The 18,705-nt window shown below is 68.9% G+C and carries 15 protein-coding genes; 6 read left to right on the top strand and 9 right to left on the bottom strand.

Features of this window, described 5'->3' with window-relative positions; all coding sequences use genetic code 11:
- Both HY049_06980 and HY049_06975 read left to right on the top strand, forming a co-directional pair.
- Positions 1 to 1,539, top strand: a 1,539-nt coding sequence (locus HY049_06980) for a hypothetical protein (protein ID MBI3448641.1), incomplete at its 5' end; no start/stop codon positions are given.
- 164 nt (positions 1,540 to 1,703) lie between these two features.
- A complete protein-coding gene (locus tag HY049_06975; protein ID MBI3448640.1) occupies positions 1,704 to 3,404 on the top strand; it encodes a thrombospondin type 3 repeat-containing protein in 1,701 nt (566 codons plus the stop codon).
- On the opposite strand, the gene HY049_06970 is transcribed toward HY049_06975, so the two are convergent.
- On the bottom strand, positions 3,385 to 6,126 hold the full coding sequence (locus HY049_06970; GenBank protein MBI3448639.1) for a VWA domain-containing protein: 2,742 nt from the start codon (positions 6,124 to 6,126) through the stop codon (positions 3,385 to 3,387). The two genes, HY049_06975 and HY049_06970, sit on opposite strands and share 20 nt — an antisense overlap.
- A gap of 319 nt (positions 6,127 to 6,445) precedes the next feature.
- On the opposite strand from HY049_06970, the gene HY049_06965 reads away from it, so the two are divergent.
- The gene (locus HY049_06965; protein MBI3448638.1) at positions 6,446 to 6,646 is read left to right on the top strand and encodes a type II toxin-antitoxin system VapB family antitoxin; all 201 of its coding nucleotides are present in this window, start codon (positions 6,446 to 6,448) and stop codon (positions 6,644 to 6,646) included.
- Positions 6,646 to 6,996, top strand: coding sequence for a type II toxin-antitoxin system VapC family toxin (locus HY049_06960; protein ID MBI3448637.1), 351 nt, complete (start codon positions 6,646 to 6,648; stop codon positions 6,994 to 6,996). Before HY049_06965 ends, HY049_06960 begins: the two co-directional genes overlap by 1 nt.
- On the opposite strand, the gene HY049_06955 is transcribed toward HY049_06960, so the two are convergent.
- A complete protein-coding gene (locus HY049_06955) occupies positions 6,986 to 8,680 on the bottom strand; it encodes a hypothetical protein (GenBank protein MBI3448636.1) in 1,695 nt (564 codons plus the stop codon). The genes HY049_06960 and HY049_06955 overlap by 11 nt on opposite strands.
- A 205-nt stretch (positions 8,681 to 8,885) precedes the next feature.
- Here HY049_06955 and HY049_06950 point away from each other — a divergent pair, with 205 nt between their 5' ends.
- On the top strand, positions 8,886 to 9,932 hold the full coding sequence (locus tag HY049_06950; GenBank protein MBI3448635.1) for a hypothetical protein: 1,047 nt from the start codon (positions 8,886 to 8,888) through the stop codon (positions 9,930 to 9,932).
- A 6-nt stretch (positions 9,933 to 9,938) separates the two neighbouring features.
- On the opposite strand, the gene HY049_06945 is transcribed toward HY049_06950, so the two are convergent.
- The 7 genes from HY049_06945 to HY049_06915 form a co-directional block, all read right to left on the bottom strand.
- The gene (locus tag HY049_06945; GenBank protein MBI3448634.1) at positions 9,939 to 13,001 is read right to left on the bottom strand and encodes a response regulator; all 3,063 of its coding nucleotides are present in this window, start codon (positions 12,999 to 13,001) and stop codon (positions 9,939 to 9,941) included.
- A gap of 11 nt (positions 13,002 to 13,012) precedes the next feature.
- A complete protein-coding gene (locus HY049_06940; protein MBI3448633.1) occupies positions 13,013 to 13,615 on the bottom strand; it encodes a RedB protein in 603 nt (200 codons plus the stop codon).
- A gap of 199 nt (positions 13,616 to 13,814) precedes the next feature.
- The gene (locus tag HY049_06935; GenBank protein MBI3448632.1) at positions 13,815 to 14,714 is read right to left on the bottom strand and encodes a VCBS repeat-containing protein; all 900 of its coding nucleotides are present in this window, start codon (positions 14,712 to 14,714) and stop codon (positions 13,815 to 13,817) included.
- Between the two features lie 155 nt (positions 14,715 to 14,869).
- Positions 14,870 to 15,127: a hypothetical protein gene (locus tag HY049_06930; GenBank protein MBI3448631.1), complete on the bottom strand. Its 258-nt coding sequence runs from the start codon at positions 15,125 to 15,127 to the stop codon at positions 14,870 to 14,872.
- Between the two features lie 13 nt (positions 15,128 to 15,140).
- Positions 15,141 to 15,434 carry a hypothetical protein gene (locus tag HY049_06925; GenBank protein ID MBI3448630.1) on the bottom strand — a complete coding sequence of 98 codons (294 nt, stop codon included), beginning with the start codon at positions 15,432 to 15,434 and terminating at the stop codon, positions 15,141 to 15,143.
- Between the two features lie 93 nt (positions 15,435 to 15,527).
- On the bottom strand, positions 15,528 to 16,046 hold the full coding sequence (locus HY049_06920) for a cache domain-containing protein (protein ID MBI3448629.1): 519 nt from the start codon (positions 16,044 to 16,046) through the stop codon (positions 15,528 to 15,530).
- 78 nt (positions 16,047 to 16,124) lie between these two features.
- Positions 16,125 to 17,432, bottom strand: a complete 1,308-nt coding sequence (locus HY049_06915; GenBank protein ID MBI3448628.1) for a thrombospondin type 3 repeat-containing protein — start codon at positions 17,430 to 17,432, stop codon at positions 16,125 to 16,127.
- A gap of 244 nt (positions 17,433 to 17,676) precedes the next feature.
- Here HY049_06915 and HY049_06910 point away from each other — a divergent pair, with 244 nt between their 5' ends.
- Positions 17,677 to 18,696, top strand: coding sequence for a chemotaxis protein CheB (locus tag HY049_06910; protein MBI3448627.1), 1,020 nt, complete (start codon positions 17,677 to 17,679; stop codon positions 18,694 to 18,696).
- The last annotated feature ends 9 nt before the right edge of the window (positions 18,697 to 18,705 follow it).

Here is an 18,705-nt window from a genome sequence, read left to right as displayed (position 1 = left end):
TCGATGTCGATCGGCCTCGATCTCGGCACCTCCGCCGTCAAGGCGCTCCGTCTCGATGACGACGGTCGCGTCGTCGCGGCCGTGCATCGCCCGCTCCGCGTCCGGCGCGCTCGCGGAGGGAGAGTCGAGCAGGATCCCGGCGAGATCCTCGAGTCGGCCCGGCAGGCCCTCGAGGCGATCGGCGGGACGCCCGGGGAGCACCTCGGAATCGCCACGCAGCGATCCACGGTCCTCTTCTGGGATCGCGACAGCGGCCGGCCGCTCACCCCCGCGTATTCGTGGCAGGATCGGCGCGGCGAAGCGATCTGCGAGCGGGCGCGGCGACGCCACGCGAGATCGGCGCCGTCGAACGCAAGCGATCTCGCCGACTGGATTCACGCGCGCACTGGACTGAGGTTGAGCCCGCACTACGCGGCGTCGAAGCTCGCATGGGCGCTCGAAAACGAAGCCGGGCTCCGGAGGAAGGTCGCCACCGGCCGCGCGCTCTGGGGGACCCTCGGCGCGTACGTCGTCTGGCATCTCGGCGGCCGGTCGATCCACGCGATCGATCACGCCAACGCGCAGCGCACCCTGCTCTTCGACCTGCGCACGCGCGGATGGAGCCCGAGCCTCTTCCGGCTCTTCGGCCTCGAGGCGCTCCTCGAGGCGCCGGCGCTCCCCGATCTCGTCCCGACGATCGCGAGCTTCGACATCGAGGTGAAGTTGGGGAGCGGGCGCCTCCACCTCCGCGCGATCACCGGAGATCAGCAGGCCGCGATGGTGGCGCTCGGCGTCCGGAGCGAGGGGGACACCGTCATCAACTACGGGACGGGAGCCTTCGTCCTCGAGTTCACGGGCCGTGAGCGGAAGGATGTCCGCGGGCTCCTCACGACCCTCCTCGCGTCATGGCGCGAGGGAAGCGCGCCGCGCTCCCGGGACGTCTACGCCCTCGAAGGGAGCGTGAACGCGGCCGCCGCGGCGATCGAATGGGCGCAGAAGCGGCTCCGGATCCGCGTGCCGATGAGCCGGATCGATGCCTGGCTGCGAGGAACCCGATCGCCCCGATCGCGAAAACCCGGCGTCTGGTTCCTTCCCGCGGTCGCCGGCCTCGGCGCGCCGCACTGGGACGCGTCGGCTAGCCCCGCGTTCTTCGGAGACGCTCGCGGCGCCTCGCCGCGCGATCTCCTCCGCGCCGTCGTCGCTTCGATCGCGTTCCGCTGCACCGAGATTCTCCGGGCGGCATCGTGGAGATCTGGCCGCCCGACGGGGGAGCGACCGATCTTCGTCGCCGGCGGGCTCGCGCGCTGCCGGACGCTTCTCCAGGCCCAGGCCGATCTTCTCCAGAGAGAGCTGCTCGTGAGCGACGAAGCGGACGCCACCGCCGTCGGCGCGGCGCGGATGGCGCTCGGGGGACGGAGGGGAGTGCTTCCCCGGGTGCGGCCCGTGCGCGGGCGGATCATCCGACCGCGCATCTCACGAGACGAGGCGGAGGGCCGGTTCGCGGAGTGGTCCGAGGCGGTCTATGGCGGGCGGGTCGGGTCCGACCGGAAGAACAGGTAGACGGGTGCGGTCTCGACGGCAACGTGAACCCGGACGCGCGAACCCGAAACATGGACGTTGCTTATCCACAATCAGGCAGGTAATCTTGCTCCATCTTCAGGGGGCATCCCCCGTCATCGCGGCGCGAAACGGATGGTGGGTCCATCCAGGTCAGGAGACGCGTCATGAAGCAGCGAGTGCTCACCGCCGTCCTCGTCATGTGGGTCCTGCCGAGCCCGGCCGTCGCCCAGCCGGTCCGGATCGGATCGGAGTTCCAGGTCAACTCATACACGACGAACGCTCAGATCCGCCCCTCCGTCGCCGTGGACGCTTCGGGCAACTTCACGGTGGTCTGGTCGAGCAAGCTCCAGGACGGTTCCGCCGACGGCGTCTTCGGACAGCGCTTCAGCAGCGCCGGCGTGCCGCAGGGGACAGAGTTCCAGATCAACGCGTTCACGACGGGTGAGCAGAAGCGTGCCTCCATCGCCGTGGACGGCTCGGGCAACTTCGTGGTGGTCTGGGCGAGCTTCGGCCAGGATGGGCCCTCCTTCGGCGTCTTCGGACAGCGATTCGGCAGCGGCGGGGCGCCGCAGGGCGCCGAGTTCCAGATCAACACGTACACGACGGGCAACCAGCAGCGGCCTTCCATCGCCGCCGACGGCTCGGGCGACTTCGTGGTGGTCTGGGACAGCTCCAGCCAGGACGGCGACACCTACGGCGTCTTCGGGCAACGCTTCAGCAGCGCCGGGACACCGCAGGGCGCCGAGTTCCAGGTCAATACCTACACGACGAGCACCCAGTACTACCCGTCCGTCGCGTCGGATGCCGCCGGCGACTTCGTCGTGGTCTGGGCCAACTTCGGCCAGGACGGAGACGGCCTCGGGATCTTCGGCCAGCGGTTCAGCAGCGCCGGGTCGCCGCTGGGATCCGAATTCCAGGTCAACACCTACACGACGGACCAACAGCAGCGGCCTTCCGTCGCCATGGACGGATCGGGGAGCTTTGTGGTGGCCTGGGACAGCCGCTATCAGGACGGCCCCTACACCGGCGTCTTCGCGCAACGATTCGACAGCGCCGGGGCGCCGCAGGGCGCGGAGTTCCGGGTCAGCGCGTACACGACGACCGGTCAGTACTCCGCGTCCATTGCCGTGAGCGGATCGGGCGACTTCGTGGTCGCCTGGGAGAGCTACGGCCAGGACGGTTCCTCGTCCGGCGTCTCCGCGCGGCGCTTCGGCAGCACCGGGGCGCCGATGGGGTCGGAGTTCCAGGTCAACACCTACACGACGAACACTCAGTACTACCCCTCGATCGCCGTGGACGGCACGGGCCGCTTCGTCGTGATCTGGCAGAGCTACCTGCAGGACGGTTCGTCCCACGGCATCTTCGGCCAGCGGCTCTGCAACGACGCCGACGGCGACGGCGTCTGCGACGGCTCGGACAATTGCCCGGCGATCGACAACCCCGGGCAAGTCGATTTCGACGCGGACGGGGTGGGGGACGCCTGCGACAACTGCGTCTCCGTCTACAACCCCACTCAGGCGAACAGCGACATTCAGCCTGAAGGGGACGCCTGCGATCTCACCGTCACTTTCCCCCTTACGACCAACGACGTGAACTGCGCCGGCGCGCCGCCGACCATCACCTGGACCGGGGAGACGTACGACCGGTTCAAGGTCTTCGTCGCGACGGCGCCGACCTTCACGGGAACGGGGAAGACGACGAGCGGGAGCAGTCTGCTGAGGACGACCTCGTGGCCCGTCCCGGCGAAGAAGTGGGCGAAGGTGTGCGCCGCGGCCAACCCGGATATCTACATCAAGGTCCTCGGCAGGACGAAGGGGACGAGCCTGATGGAGTCGACCGAGGTCGTCACGATCCAGGTGCCGTAGATCGCGAAGCAGCACGTCCGCGCACGACGTCGGCCCCGGCGAGAATCCGCTCGATCAGTCTCGCGCCTGTCGGGCCGACATCCCTTCCCACCCGCTCGAGAGACGGCCGCGGGTCCTGACAGCGACCGCTCCCGTCGACGCTCACGGACGATTCACCTGCAAGCCCGCTCGCGCGCACCCTCCCGAGAATCGAATCGACCCACGCGTCGTCGATCGGGTCGATCGCTTCGGATGCGGCCCGCAACGCGTTCAGGAAGTCCGCCGCTCTGCGCACGGCGGCGGGCAGCCACGGAAGCCGCGGCTCGGACGTCGCGGCGGCCACGAGCGCCCAGGTGGCAAGCGCCTGCGCGCGAAGGGACAGCGAGAAGCCGCCGTCGGAGTACTGCGCTCCGAGCAGCCCCGCGAGCGCGGGGAGCCCCTCCGAGCGGGAGAGGCGGCCGTCGTCCGCCAGGTCGGCCAGGACGTGGAGCGCGGCCTCCTCGATGAACCCGGGCTCGTCACGGCGCTGGCGAGTCGCCGGCGAGGCCTGCGTGGAAGGCTCGACTGGTCGGGTGACGACGTTCATGAGGCCCCCTTGAGCGCGTCCGGACGTGGCGCTCGTGCCGGAGGTGATGACTTCGATCTCTTCGACGGCGTCGAGGTTCAGGTTCTGCCCGGTGGCTCCGCTCGCCGCATCGGCGACGTCCCCCGTTCCGAGCTCAATCTGCAGTCCCGTAGCACGGCCGCCCTGCACGTTTGGATTGCCGTCGCCGCCCGAGTCGGTGGCACCGGGCGTGAGAGTCAACACGTCCTGGAAGTTGCCGCCAATCACCGGCAGGCTGTCGATGGACTCGGTGTTGAAGTTGCTCTCGGTCATGGTGCTCGAGGTGTCGACGATGTTGCCGTGCGCCACGACTCCCGGATGACCGCCCTGAACGACGGCCCGTTCCGGAACCCCAAGGGCCTCCCCGTGACCGGGGCCGCCCGCCCCGAAGCACCCCGTGAACGACACGAACTCCGGCATCGGCAGCGGCTGATCGACGCGCATCGGATTTCCGTCCGGATTCACGACGATCGAATCGTCCACGGCGACGAAAGAGGTGAACGGGCTCATCAGGTGGAAGGCGAGAGCCAGCGACGTGACCTGGGCTTCGATCTCGGGTCGGGCCGCGTCACCCGGCCGCATGAGCCATTCCTGGATCCTCTGGCGCGCCCAGACCGAGGCCAGCGCCGCGTGGCTCCGTGCGCGATCGGGCAGAGACACCTCGACCTGCTTTTCCCACGGAACGCCGCCGAGACGCCCACGGACGATGATGCGGTCGGTGCCGCCCCAGAGATACCGGCCGACCACCGACAGCGTCTGCCCGGAGTAGAGGTCGGGAAGCTGCGCAGGCTGCACGTCCTCCACGCGCAGGTTGCCCCAGTCGATCGAAAGGTCGGTCAGGTAGGGTTTCGTCACCCAGCTCTGGAACCTCTCGACGGCCTCCTTCTCCTTCCCGTCGGGACGGATGTACTGGTAGGCGCCGTGACCGAGGTCGGCCATTCCCCGGAGAAGATGGTGGTTCACCGACGAGCCGATGCCGAGCGTGAAGATCCGGGCGTCGCCGCGACGCTCGCGCACGACGCGGAAGATGTCCTCCTCGTTACCGATGAAGCCGTCCGTGAGGAAGACGACGATGCGGATGCAGCTCGCGTCCCGCGGCTGCGAGAGGGCGGCGTCGAACCCCGCCAGCATCTCGGTGCCGCCCGATCCGCTCATCCCGTCGACCGCGGCGAGGCCGCGCTCCACGTTCGCCTGCGTGTTCGCCAGCGGCTCGGGCGCGAGCACGGTCGCCGAACCATCGAATCGGACGATGTTGAACCGATCCCGGGGCCCCAGCGTCCGCAGAGCGAGCCGCATGAAGCGCTGCGACATCTCGATCGGCGGTCCATTCATGCTCCCGGACTGATCCAGGACGAAGAGGATCTCCTTGGGCGCGGCCTCGTCGGAGGTGACCTCCGCGTTCGGCTGGACCAGCAGCGCGAAGAAGCCGTCGTCGTCCTCGCGATGGGCCAGCACGCCGACCTCGGGGAGCTCGGCCGCCACGTCCCACCGGAGCATCAGATCCTTGTTCGGCAGCGTGTCCCCCCGAGCCAGCTTCACCTGCGCGCGGGAGGAACCAAGCGATTTCACGACGATCTTGTGGCTCTCGCTCGTGATCGAGTGGATCGGCACGCCCGCGTCGACATCCACCGTGATCGCGATGTCGTGCGCGGTGTGCCTCCCCGGCTCGAGGTGAATGGTGGAGGGGAGTGGAACGCCGGCGGCGCCGGCCGGCGCGGCCCCCGTGGGGGAGTATCGAGGGCCGACGACCATCGGGTAGAGAAATCGATAGGCGCCGTCGGCGAAGGAAAGGATGTCGATGTATCGCAGGTGGATCCTGATTTCGTTTCCGGGCGCGATGTTGCTCACGGACTGCGTGAAGACGTTCGGCCGCTCCTGCTCGAGAAGCGAAGCGGTGTATCCCGCGGCCCGCGCGGCTTCGTACGTCTTCCGGGCCTCCTCGCGGCGCCGGATCGCTCCCTGGATGCGCCGCTCTCCCACCTCGAGGACGAAGTCGTCGACGGCCGCTCGCTCGGGGAGCGGGAAGACGTACGTCGCTTCGATCGGTGTCTCGAACGGGTTGCCGAAGGTCTGGACGACCTCCACGCGCGCGACGAACCCGGTGACTTCCGCGCGCACTTCCGTGTGACGGAGGGGCATGGGGACGAATGCGCCGGCGGCGTCCCGCGCCTCGAGGATACCCTCACCCGGCCGGTCATTGTCGGGACCAGCAGCCATTGTGAATTGCAACGGCCAACAAATGACAAGGGAGAGCGTCAGGGCACGTGCGACGAACGACGTGGAGATGCGCATGGGGTCCCTCCATCGCGTCGAATGCGATCTTTAATGGCTCGCACTCTCGATGGACACGGAGGGACGCGAAAGGTGCACGACCGCGATGCCGAAGGATCGGGGGCCGGGGATCGGTCGCCGGGCCGGCCTCTTGACCCGTATGCATGAAACAGCCATACTTATGCATATGAGAACCACACTCAACATCGACGACGATCTCCTGCGAAAAGCCCAGCGGCTGAGCGGCATGAGTGAGAAAACCGCGGTCGTTCACGCCGGGCTCGAGGCGCTGATCGCGCTGGAAAGCGCAAGGCGGCTGGCGGCGCTTGGAGGGACCGAGCGGAGACTCCGGCGCGTCCCCCGGCGGAGGCCCGGGAAGGCGTCCTAGTGCTCGCGGACACATCCGTCTGGGTGGACCACCTGCGCGGGGGCAACGCCGCGCTCGTGTCACACCTCGAACGCGGGGAGGTCCGGTGTCATCCCTTCGTGATCGGGGAGCTGGCCTGCGGCCGACTCGCGAACCGCAGGGAGGTGCTCGCGCTCCTGGAGTCCCTTCCGCAGGTGCGGCGCGCGGAGCACGACGAAGTGCTGGCCTTCGTGGAGTCGAACGGCCTCGGCGGGTCGGGAATCGGGTGGATCGACGCCCACCTCCTGGCCTCGGCGAGGCTCAGCCACGTGCCGCTCTGGACCCTCGACAGGCGCCTGGCCGCCGTCGCGCGCTCACTGCTCAGGGCTTGACGTGCACCTCGACCAGGTTGCTGAACGTGAGCCGATCCGGGCTCTTTCCCTTCAAGAGCAGGTCCTGCGCGAAGACATGGATGAAGAGGATCGGGCTCGCCGCGTTCGTCTTCACCGCTTTCGCGCACACGCTCTTCCAGGTCTTCGCGGGCGGCGTGTAGCTCGTCACCTTCAGGAAGCCCGAGCCGCTCGACACCCGGTTGTTCGACGGGAAAGTCGAGACGGGGCTGATGAAGACCTTGAACTGGTCGTACATCCCCTTGTCCCACGTGATCGTCGGCCCCGCCGCAGTCGGAATGCTGCAATCGACAAAGGTCCCGCCCGCCGGGGCCGTGACCATGACGTCGCAGGCATCGCCGACGCCGTCGTGGTCGGTGTCGTCCTGCGTGGGATTGTACGTCGAGAGGCAGTTGTCGAAATCGTCGCAGACGCCGTCCGCGTCGGCATCCCCCGCGGAGCACGAGAGCGACCCCAGGAAGCGCTGCGCGAAGATCCCGTACCCCGAGCCGTCCTGGTCGCCGCTCGACCACGCCACGACGAAATCGCCCAGAGGGTCCATGGCCACGCTCTGCTCGGTCTGACGGTTGGGGGTGAAGGTGTTGGCCTGGAACTCCGGGCCGGTCGCAACCCCGCCGGCATCGAAGGGACGGCCGAAGACGCCGAACCTCGAGCCATCCTGATCGAAGCTGCGCCACGTGACGACCATGCCGCCGTTCGTGTCCATGCCGACGGAAGTCCCGAGCTGGCGGCCGGTCGTGAAAGTGTTGACCTGGAACTCGCCCGCGACGGGAGAGGCGCTCGAGTCGAATCGCCGGGCGAAGACGCCGTAGTCCGAGCCGTCCTGGGCGTAGCTGTTCCATGCAACGACGAAGTTGCCGAGAGGATCCATCGCGATCGAGGGAACCGCCTGATCGCCGGTCGTGAAGGTATTGATCTGGATCTCGGCCGAGGCCGGAGTCCCGGTCGAGTCGAACCGCCGGCCGAAGATGCCGTATCCCGATCCGTCCTGTCCCTGGCTCTCCCAGGCCACGACGAAATTGCCGGAGCTGTCCGCGGCGACCGCCGGGCTTCTCTGGTAGTCGGTCGTGGTGGCGTTGACCTGGAACTCTCCTCCCTGGGGGGCTCCGGACGAGTCGAACCTCTGGCCGAAGACGCCGAACTGCGAGCCGTCCTGGCCGAAGCTCGACCAGACCACGACGAAGTTTCCCGCGCCGTCCGAGGCGATCGACGGGCCGTACTGGCCGGCGGTGGTGTACGTGTTCACCTGGAACTCTCCAGCCAGCGCGACCCCGTTGGAATCGTACCGCCTGGCGAAGACGCCGCCCAACGAGCCGTCCTGTCCTTTGCTGTTCCAGACTACGAAGAGATTTCCCGTGGGGCCGATGGCGACGACGGGAAGGGACTGGTCGCCGGTCGTGAAGGTGTTGACCTGGAACTCGCCTCCCACGGGCGCGCCGCTCGCGTCGAACCGCTGGCCGAAGATGCCGAGCCCCGAGCCGTCCTGCCCGTAGCTCTGCCACACGACCACGAAGTTGCCGAAAAGGTCCACGGCCGTCGCCGGGGTGGACTGATCGTCCACGACGTACGTGTTGACCTTGAACTCCGAATCGTTCCGGACGGCTTGCGCGGGGAGCGGAGCGAGAGAGCACACGATCACAAGCGCGCGCACGACGAGGCGTCGCATCTTCTGGGTACCTCTGGCAGCCGGTGCCGAAAGGACTCCGCCCGGATCGACTCGACGAGCCGCGCCACGCGATTCCGCCCCGGGCGTCGCAACGGAATCGTGGCCGACGTCCCATGCTACCGCAGCGGGAGCGCGGGTCACAAGGGAGACGGGTCGACGTGGTACGCTTTCTCCTGCGCCCGCCCCGCTCGAAAGGAGAGCCCGCATGAGAACACTCCCGATGGATCGAACAGCCATTCTGGTTGCGATTCTCGCTGCCCTCACCATTCCCGTGATTCTCGCGGCCGCCGAGCCGGCGCCGACGTCCGGCCTCGTCTCCCTCGCCCTCCCCGGCGCCACGGCGGACGGCCTCACCCTCGATTACCTCGCCGTCGATCGGGGACGCCACCGCGTCTGGGTCCCCGCGGCGGGGAGCGGCAACACGGTCGTCATCGACACGAAGACGCAGGAGATGACCAAGGTCGAGAAGTTCCCCACGGCCGAGGTGGAGCGCCGCGGCGTCAAGCGGCTGGTCGGCCCCAGCTCGGCGACGGTAGGCGACGGCTTCGTCTACGTCGGCAGCCGCGCCGACTCGAGCGTCTGCGCGATCGACGCGGCGACCCTCGCGCGCGCCGGCTGCGTCACGCTCCCGTCGTCGCCGGACGGCGTCACGTACGTGGCCTCGAAGAAAGAGGTGTGGGTCACGACGCCGCGCGACAACTCGCTCACGATCCTCGATGTCTCGAAGCCCGCCGCCCCGGCGCTCGGCGGCACGATCAAGCTGGAGGGCGGTCCCGAGGGGTACGCGGTGGACGACCTCAAGGGGTTCTACTACACCAACCTCGAGGACAAGGACCGGACGCTCCGCATCGACGTGACCTCCCGCAAGGTCGTCGCCGACTGGGCTCCCGCCTGCGGCGAGAGCGGCCCCCGTGGGCTCGCGATCGACTCGAAGAGCCAGATGCTGATGGTCGCCTGCACCGACCACGTCGAGGTCCTGGACGCGGGGTCGGACGGTAAGATCCTCTCGAAGCTCGATACGGGAGCGGGGGTGGACAACCTCGACTACCTGCCGTCGTCGCGCGCTCTCTATGTCGCGGCCGCCGGCGCCGCGATGCTCACCGTGGCGCACGTCGACGAGAAGGGGATTCTCGCGAGCACGGCCTCGACCGCGACCGCGAAGGGGGCGCGAAACGCCGTCGTCACCGACGACGGGGTCGCGTACGTCGCCGACGGACCCGAGGGGAAGATCCTGATCGTCACCCCCCGCTGAGCGCCCTCACCGCGCGACGGCGAGCGCCTCGGTCAGGCGTGAAAACTCGTCCTCGAGCTCCTTCAAGAGCGGCGTCGCGCCGTCGACGCTTCCGGTCTTCGCGTGGGCTTCGAGATCGGCGCAGATTGACGACATGCGCGCGACGCCCATCGTGCCCGACGCTCCCTTGAGGGAGTGCGCGGAGGCACGGAGCGCTCCCGCGTCCATTCGCGCGACCGCCTCCCGGATGCTCGCGAGGGTGGAAGGCACCTCGTTCAGGAACGATTCGATGAGATCGGCGAGAAAAGCCGGGTCCTCCTCTCCGACCTGCCTGGCCAGCCGTTCCATGATCTCCCGGCCAGCCGTCACGTTGCTCCTGGAGGCTGTGCCCCCGGCGGGTCCGGGCGTGAGGGATTCAGGCTCCGCGGGAGTCAGCCAGCGCGCGATCGCGGCCTCCAACGTCTGCTTCGTCACGGGCTTCGTGACGTAGTCGTCCATCCCCGCCTCGAGACATTTCTCCCTGTCGCCTTCGAGGGCGTTGGCGGTCATCGCGACGATTGGCGTGTGCGTTCCCTTCCCCCGCTCCGCGTCGCGGATCGCCCGCGTCGCCTGGTACCCATCCATCTCGGGCATCAGGCAGTCCATCAGCACGACGTCGTACGGGATTCGCGCCACGGCCTCGACCGCCTCCAGACCGTTGGCCACGACGTCAACGCTCAGGCCGAGCTTCTTCAACATGTGGACCGCGACCCTCTGATTCACCTCGTTGTCCTCGACGACGAGGACTCGCGCCCGCGCCCGCGCCTTCTCCTCCTTGAGGGAGTGCCGCGTCACGAGCGGCCTGGATGCGGGTTCGCTCACGCGATCCGCGCTTGGATTTGCGCCTGAGAGACTCCTCATGCAATCGTAGAGCTGGGATTCGCGGACGGGCTTGGTCAGGTAAGCGTCCACGCCCGCGCGCTTCGATTCTTCCGCGTGCCCACGGATGCCCACGGACGTCAGCATCAGAATCCTCGCGGGCGCCAGGGCCGCGTCGGCGCGAATGGCGCGCGCCACCTCCAGACCGTCCATTCCCGGCATCTCCATGTCGAGAATCACGATGTCGAACCGGTCGCCCTGCGCCGAATCCCTCAGCATCGCGAGAGCGCGAGGACCGTCCGCGGCCTCCTCGGACTCCATCCCCCAGTTGCGGGTCTGGGCGCGAAGAATCATCCGGTTCGTCTCGTTGTCGTCCACGACGAGGGCTCTGAGCCCCCTCAGGTCCTTGCGGGGAACGGTCCGGCTCATGGAGCTCGTCTGGCTCCTCTCGAGCCGTGCGGTGAACCAGAAGGTGCTCCCCTTCCCGGGCTCGCTGACGGCCCCGACCTCACCCCCCATCGCCTCCGCGAGCTGGCGGGAGATGGCCAGCCCCAGACCCGTCCCGCCGAACCGGCGAGTCGTGGACGCGTCGGCCTGCGTGAACGGGAGAAAAAGGCCGGCGAGGCTGTCGGGCGCTATGCCGATGCCCGTGTCGCTGACGTCGACCCGCACCGTGACGGCGTCGGCCGACTCCTCGAGGGCCCTGACGCGGACGATGACCTCTCCCTTCGCAGTGAACTTGACGCCGTTGCTGAGGAAATTCGTGAGGATCTGTCTGAGGCGCCCCGGGTCGCCGCGCAGCGAGATCGGGACGTCCGGGTGGACGAGACATCCGATCTCGAGCTTCTTCTCGTGAGCGCGCTCGGCCAGGAGCTCCAGCGCCTCCTCCACCATCGTCCGAACGTCGAAGTCGATGATCTCTATGTGCAGCTTGCCCGCCTCGATCTTGGAGAAGTCCAGGATGTCGTTGATGATCGTCAGGAGCGCCTGGCCGGACGTCCGAATCGTCTCGGCGTACTGTCTCTGCTCTTCGTTCAGCGTCGTATCCATCAACAGCCCGGTCATCCCGATCACGCCGTTCATCGGGGTGCGGATCTCGTGGCTCATGGTGGCCAGAAACGACGACTTGGCCCTCGTGCCCGCCTCGGCGGCCTCCTTGGCCTCTCGAAGCACGGCTTCCGCGGCGCGGCGCTCGGTGATGTCCTCGACGGTGCCGACCCGTCCGGTGACCTTCCCGTCCGCGTCCCTCACCGCCGTGGAGCGCGCGTGCACCCAACGCTCGGAGTCTCCGGGGCGTTGATATCTGAACTCGAGTGAGAGCTCGCGACCCTCGGACGCCGCGGCGGCGGCCTCCCGGAGCACCCGCTCGCTGTCCTCGGGGTGGAGCGCCCTCTTCCACCCGGCACCGAGGCTCTCGGGAAGAGTGAGCCCGGCTATCTCCTGCCAGCATGGGTTGGTGTAGAGGCACATCCCGGAGGCGTCCATCTGGAAGATTCCGACGGGGGCCGACGCGGACAGGGACCGGAACCGTTCCTCGCTCTCCATGAGCTCCGACGTCCGCAGATCGATCTGCTTCTCGATTCCAAGATTGATCGCCTCCAGCTCGGCCTGCCGTTCCGCCGTCTCCTTCATCTCGGCGACCCCGCGCCGGCACGAGGCGATGAGGAAGAAATCGCAGAAGACGACCCAGCCGGCGTGCTCCAGGGACCTCCACACCGTCGGCGTCAGAACGCCGTAGATGGACTGCGGCCATATGACGCCGCGCACGAGATGGTCGATGGCGACAGCCGCCGACGCGGAGACGAGGACCCTCCAATCGCGGTAAAAGGCGACGAACGCGAGAGATCCGAAGACGATGAAGTGGGTCTCGATCCGACCGCCCGTGAACTGGATGAGAAGGCCGCCCATCAGCATCTGGGCCACGGCGATGACGTGACGCGTCGCCGGCGCCGCCGGCCGCGTGAACACCATGAAGATCGGAAAGCTGACGACGGCCGCCCCGAGGAACACGGCCGCAATGACGTGAGGGTGCACGGCGCTTTCGAGGCCGCCCCACGTGCGCGGTGAGATCCACTCGGCGAACGCCATGCCGGCCAGCCACTCGAAGACGAGGAGGCCGACGAAGATGCGGTCGGTCTGCGCCGCCAGCGCGCGCCAGCGCGACGCCAGGATCTCGCCGGCTCTTCCCGCGATGGACGGGGCAATTCCTGCGAAAGATTCGGCTTGCCGCATCGCGCGCTCCATCATTCTCTTCCCCCCGTCTCGGCGTGCAGCGCGCACCCGAACACGAGCGTTCTGTCGATCGCCGGCGTCCCGCCCGTGACGAGCGCGACGATGGCGCTCCGTCCGGCGTTGTCCCCCTCGTGCCCGCGCATGGACGTGACGCCGCCTGCGAAACGGAGAATCCCACCCGAGTCATAGAGAAGAGTCTGCCCGGAAGTCTCGAGTCCGAAGCGATCCGCCTCCCGGCCCCCGGCGTCGGCGACGACGGTCACGCCCGGAATCTCCTCAGCCGTTCGCCACAGGACATTCTCGACCCACGAGCGCGGGACGTCGCGCGGCGAGAGGACGACGACGTGAGCGTCGAGTCGCCCCGCGAGAGTCGCCATGATTCGGGACAACTCCGCCAGACTCGCGCGCGTGCACGAACATTGCGGATGAGCCGCCATGACAAGTGTCGGGAGCCCCGGTTTCCGCAAGAGGGCGGTCGCCTCCGGCCACCGGGCGGGAGTCCCGCCCTGCACGCCCGGCGTCGTATCGAAGACGAGGAGCATGCCGAGGCCGAGGACGACTCCCCCGACCCATACTGCCCCGAACGACACGGCGACGATCCGGCTGCTGTTCATCGGCGATCTCGCGTCTCCTTCGCAACCCGATCGTCCGGGGCGGGCACTCGGCGTCAGAGACCACCTGCATCGTCGAATGGGCGGGCCCTGAATGACTCATCGGCGAATCGATTGGAAACTTGATCCCGGTGCCGCAGGGCGGGGATGATCGAGCGATTGGAATTCGATGCGCGATTCTGTAGCGAATCAATAACGCGCGCTACTTGCCGGGGTACCAGGCGACCTTTCCGTCGAAGCTCGACGCCGTGACGAGATCGACCCGGCCATCCGCGTCGAGGTCTCCCGCGGCGAGGTAGAAGGGGATGTCGGCGAATCCCTGTTTGGCTCCAGTGCCGTCGGGGTCCTCGCTCACGATGTGCGGCGTGACCGCGGGGACGGAGCCGCCGCCATTCTCGTACCACGCGATCGTGTCGTTCGAGATGAACGCGGCGACGATATCGACGTCACCGTCGCCGTCCACGTCAGCCGCCCGCGCGCCCGCGACGAACGCACCCGAGACGGCCACGTCGTGCTCCGTGAAGGCGGGGGGCTTCGCCCCGGTGCTCTCGAACCAGGCGACGGTCCCGCTCGTGGGGTTGGTCCATCCCCCCACGAGGTCGAGATCGCCGTCCCCATCCACGTCGGCGGCGCCGAGGTTGCCCCGCGACGTGGCCGGCAGCGCCTTGACCTGATGGAAGGCGAGCGAGGCCGGCGTCCCTCCGAGATTCTCGAACCACGCCACGCCGAGCGCGCCGACGTACAGGATGTCGAGATCCCCGTCCCTGTCCAGATCTGCAGACGACACGTCGACTCCGGCCACGTCGAAGTTCCGGCCCGAGACGAGAACGTGCGGGATGAAGGACGGCGCGGCCGCGCCGTCGTTCCGGTACCAGACGAGACGGGGGAAGGGATCCGAGCCCCCGAGAAGGGATCCGGCGACGACGTCCTGATGGCCGTCCCCGTCGATGTCCCCGGTGGCGACGGTGGTGGCCGCCGGAAGCATCGCGATCAGTCTCTGGCTCTGGGTCGCGGATGCCGGGGGCGAGGTCAACGCGATGCAGAAAGCGCTGAAGAGGAGGAATGCAGGGGAGCGACGGAGGGAGGACGGTCGGTGCGTCACGGCGCCACTTCCTGTGTGCTTGCCACGGGATCATACGGCGATCCCGAAGCGGCGTCATTATTTTTTCTGCTCGACGGAATGAAGCCTCGTGCGGGTGGTCGTCTCTCAACCCGTGCGCCGCGCCATCAGCCCATCAAGACCGACGGCTTGCCTCGTCACGGCACGTAGAACCGGGCCGACTTCGTGTATCCGCTTCCCTTCCCGTGCGCGTGCCGGCAGATTCGATCGAATCTCGCGGTGACCTCCGGTTCATACCGGTATGAGGCCCTCACGAACACCTTGAAGCGATCGAACTCTCCGGGTGTCCAGACGATGGGCTGCGGCGGAGCCCTCAAGTCGATGGAGCCGTACGGCGCCGTCAGCGTCAACTCGCAGAGATCGCCGGCGGCGGGCTCGAGAGGGGCAGGGGTCACGCGGGGGCGCCGATCAGCGGCACTTGCAGATGCGCACGGGGCAGCTGCTATGCACGCAATGGCCCAGACCCACTCCGCAGATGGCGTCGCAGTCGGCGTCGGTCGAGCACTCCGGCGCGCGCCGGCAGGCGGCATCGGTGCCGGCGGCATCGTCGCTCGACGCGGCGGGGGCGGACGCGCCCTTCGTCTCAATCCCTTGCGGCCCTTGCGGCGCGGCCGCGATCAGCCCCGTGAGCACAGCGAGGGCGGCGACGGCGGCGAGTGCGGGGAGCATGGACTTCGCGATCGAAAGACGATTCCGGCTCATCGGGGGCCCTCCATCGAACGGCAGACGTCCTGCTCGCTCCAGATACCCGGATCGGCGGGATCCGTCAAGCGCGAATCTCGCCGCGCGCCCCCCTCACTCCGCGTAGATCCCCGCGCCGACGAGGGCGGGGGCGCCGTCGACGGTGACGCGCTTCACGTAGGTCCACTTGTGAGAGGGAGCCGTCTCCCCGGGCTTCGGCCACATGTAGTCGACCCACCCCTCTTCCTTTTCCCTTAGAAGATCGATCATCGCGCGCTGCAGCAGCTTCCCGTTCGCGTCCTTCTCGTCGATCATGCTCTTCCCTTCCACCTCGGGGAAGGCCGGATTGAGAAGGGCCTTCCCCGCCATGTCGTCGACGAAGACGTACGTGTCGCCGCGGTAGAACATCCCCCCCTTCTTCCGGAACTCCTCGAAGGCGCGCTCGCGCCCGCGCGTCTCGATCAGATCGGCGGCCAGCCTCACGAGGATGACGGCGTGGCGGGCGGGACCGTCCATGGCGGGGCCCGTCGCGGGCGGCTTCGGGCTCTGCGCGTCGCCGGCGATCGGAAGGAGTCCCGAAAGCGCGGCGACGGCGATCGTGGAGACGAGAATCGTTGCGGGTGATCGCGTCATGGAGTCCCTCCGTCGCGCGCGGGGCGCCGGGAGAGCATGACACGGGCGGCGGGCGGGGGCGAGCCCGGGAAGGCCGGGTCAGGGGCAGCCGACAGCGACTCTCGGATCGCCCGCCGACGTGGTGCCGAGCGGGCCGGTGCACGAGGGGCAGGCGGTCGCGGCCCGGACGAGGTAGTAGACCGCGCTGCCGGTCGGCGGGACGTACGGGTCGAAGGTGGTCGTGTCGGTCCCCCCCGACTCGACGCAGGTCGCGGTGATCGTGAAATCGGAGCTGATCTCGGCGCGGATCGTGTCGTAGGCCGGGACGCCTCCCGTCCTGACCGGCGCGCTCCACGTGAGGGTGCCGGAACTCGAGAAGACCAGATGCAGCGGCTCGCTCGGCGCCCCCCACGCCGCCGGGTTCAGCGGGTCGCCGTCGCAGGCGTCGCCGACCCTGTCGCCGTCGGTGTCGGCCTGGGCGCCGTTTGCGGCGAGGGGACAGTTGTCGCGGCGATCGGGGACGCCGTCGCCGTCCACGTCCGGATCGCCGAAGGCGACGAGGCCGCTGAGGCAGATGGAGTTGCACGTGAGGATCGGGCCGGCCACGACGGCGCCGGTGGCGATGTCGAAGCGGTACGCATCGCCGCTGTCGTAGTCACCCGCCCAGAAAGTGGCCCCGTCGCGATCGACGTTGAGGGCGAACCAGTCGAACTCCCCCGGGACCGAGTAGGTCCGCACCGTCACGCCGGCGGAGTCGAGCCGGTGGATGTCCTCCGTGTCGGCGACCAGGAGGCCGCCGTCGGCGAGGAGGCGCAGGGCGTACGCGGGCCCGTGGAGGTCCGTCGCGAAGTCCGGGAGCTGCGCGCCGGCGCAGACGTCGTACCGCTTCACGCGCGCCCCTTCCGACGTGTAGTACAGAGTGCACTGGTCGGGGGCGAGGTCGATCCAGTCGGCACCCTGGTTCTCGACCGCGACGGCGTACTCGGCCACGAGGTTGCCGGCCGCGTCGAAGCGCTTCACGTCGCCGTCGCCGTCCGCGACGCCGATGAGGGCCTCGCCCGCCGCGTCGAAGACGATTGACTCGGGCTTTCCGCCGAACCCGTTCGCGAAGCCGCCGAGGAGATTTCCGCCGGCGTCGAACCGGCTCACGCTCTGCTCGATGAAGTTGGTGACGTAGAGGCGACCGGCGCCGTCGAACGACATCCCCGTGGACCAGCGGCTCCCGGTCGTGTGGAGCGAGCGCTGGAACGCGCCGGCGTTCGAGTACCAGTTCACCTGGCCGAAGAAGACTCCGGCGAAGAGGTCGCCGGGCTGGATGGTCGCCGGGGCCGCCGAGGCCGGCGCGAGAAGGGCGAGGAGGACCGCGATGGGGGCCGCCGTCCGAATCGTGATCGTCCGGCGTCTCATGCTTCCATCACCGCGTCGACCTCCGGGAGGAGCCTAGCAATCGTCTCGCCAGCAATCCCGGGCGCCACTTCGGCTGCCATGCGGTGAGAGCGCAGCGGCGGCGACGGGGTCCCGCACGGAAGTGCGTGAAATCCCGCCGCGCCGCCGTGGCGTGCGCACGGCCCCCCGCTTGACGGGCGAGCGCCCCTCAGGCAGCCTGCGCCAGCGCCCGGTGCCCCCGGGGTTGGGCGTCGAGAGGGGACGCATGAAGGTCCTGATCGCCGATCACGACCCCGTCAGCTCGATGATTCTGCACGGCATTCTCTCGAGGGCGGGGTACACGGTCGTCACCGCCGCGGACGGAAGGGAGGCTCTCGACGCGCTCCATCGCGAGCGCTTCGACGTGCTCCTCACCGACTGGATGATGCCCTCGGTGGACGGCATCGAGCTCGTGCGGCGCGTGAGGGGGAGCGCCGCGCCGCAGCCGATCATCGTCATGATCACCGCGGTGACCTCCGCCGACGCGCGGGAGCGGGCGATGTCCGCGGGCGCGGACGACTACATCGCCAAGCCGATCGCCACCGCCGAAGTCGTCACGCGGCTGCGCGCGTGCCTCGCGCGCCGCGACGAGCCGCCACCTCCCATCGCGATCGCGACGCCGCGGCCGCCGCGCCCGCAGGCCCGGGCCCCCTACGTCGGGGTCGTTCTCGCCGCCTCCACGGGAGGGCCGCCGCTCCTCGGCGATCTCTTCGCGGCGATCCCGCCCCTCCCGGGCGCCGCCTTCTTCATCACGCTGCACGGGCCGGCCTGGATGCTCGAGGCCTTCGCCGACAGGCTCGGGCGCGTCGCGGCGATGCCGGTGCGCCTCGCGGCCGGCGGCATGGCGACGCGCGGCGGGGAGGTGTACGTGGCGCCGGGGGATCGGCACCTCGTCGTCGACCCGGGGACGTTCCATCTGAGGCTCCTCGACGATCCGCCGGAGAGCTTCCTCCGCCCGGCGGCGGATCCTCTCTTCCGGAGCGCGGCCCGCGCCTTCGGGGCGCAGTGCCTCGCCGTCGTGCTGAGCGGCATGGGGCGCGACGGAGCCTCAGGGGCCGCGGAGATCCGGCAGGCGGGAGGGGTGGTCCTCGTCCAGGATCCCGCGACCGCGCTCGCCCCCTCGATGCCCCGCGGCGTCCTCGAGCTGGGAGTCGCGACGAGCTCTCTCGGCCCGGCCCTCCTTCCCGGGGCCATCGTCCTCCACGCCTCCCGGCTCGCGGCGCGGGGGACGCCCGCCGCGGGTTAGAATCGCCGG

The sequence above is a fragment of the Acidobacteriota bacterium genome, assembly GCA_016195325.1.
Taxonomy (GTDB): Bacteria; Acidobacteriota; Polarisedimenticolia; order JACPZX01; family JACPZX01; genus JACPZX01.
The sequence above is the reverse complement of the archived record's forward strand: the minus strand, read 5'-3'. Positions and strand labels throughout refer to the sequence as shown.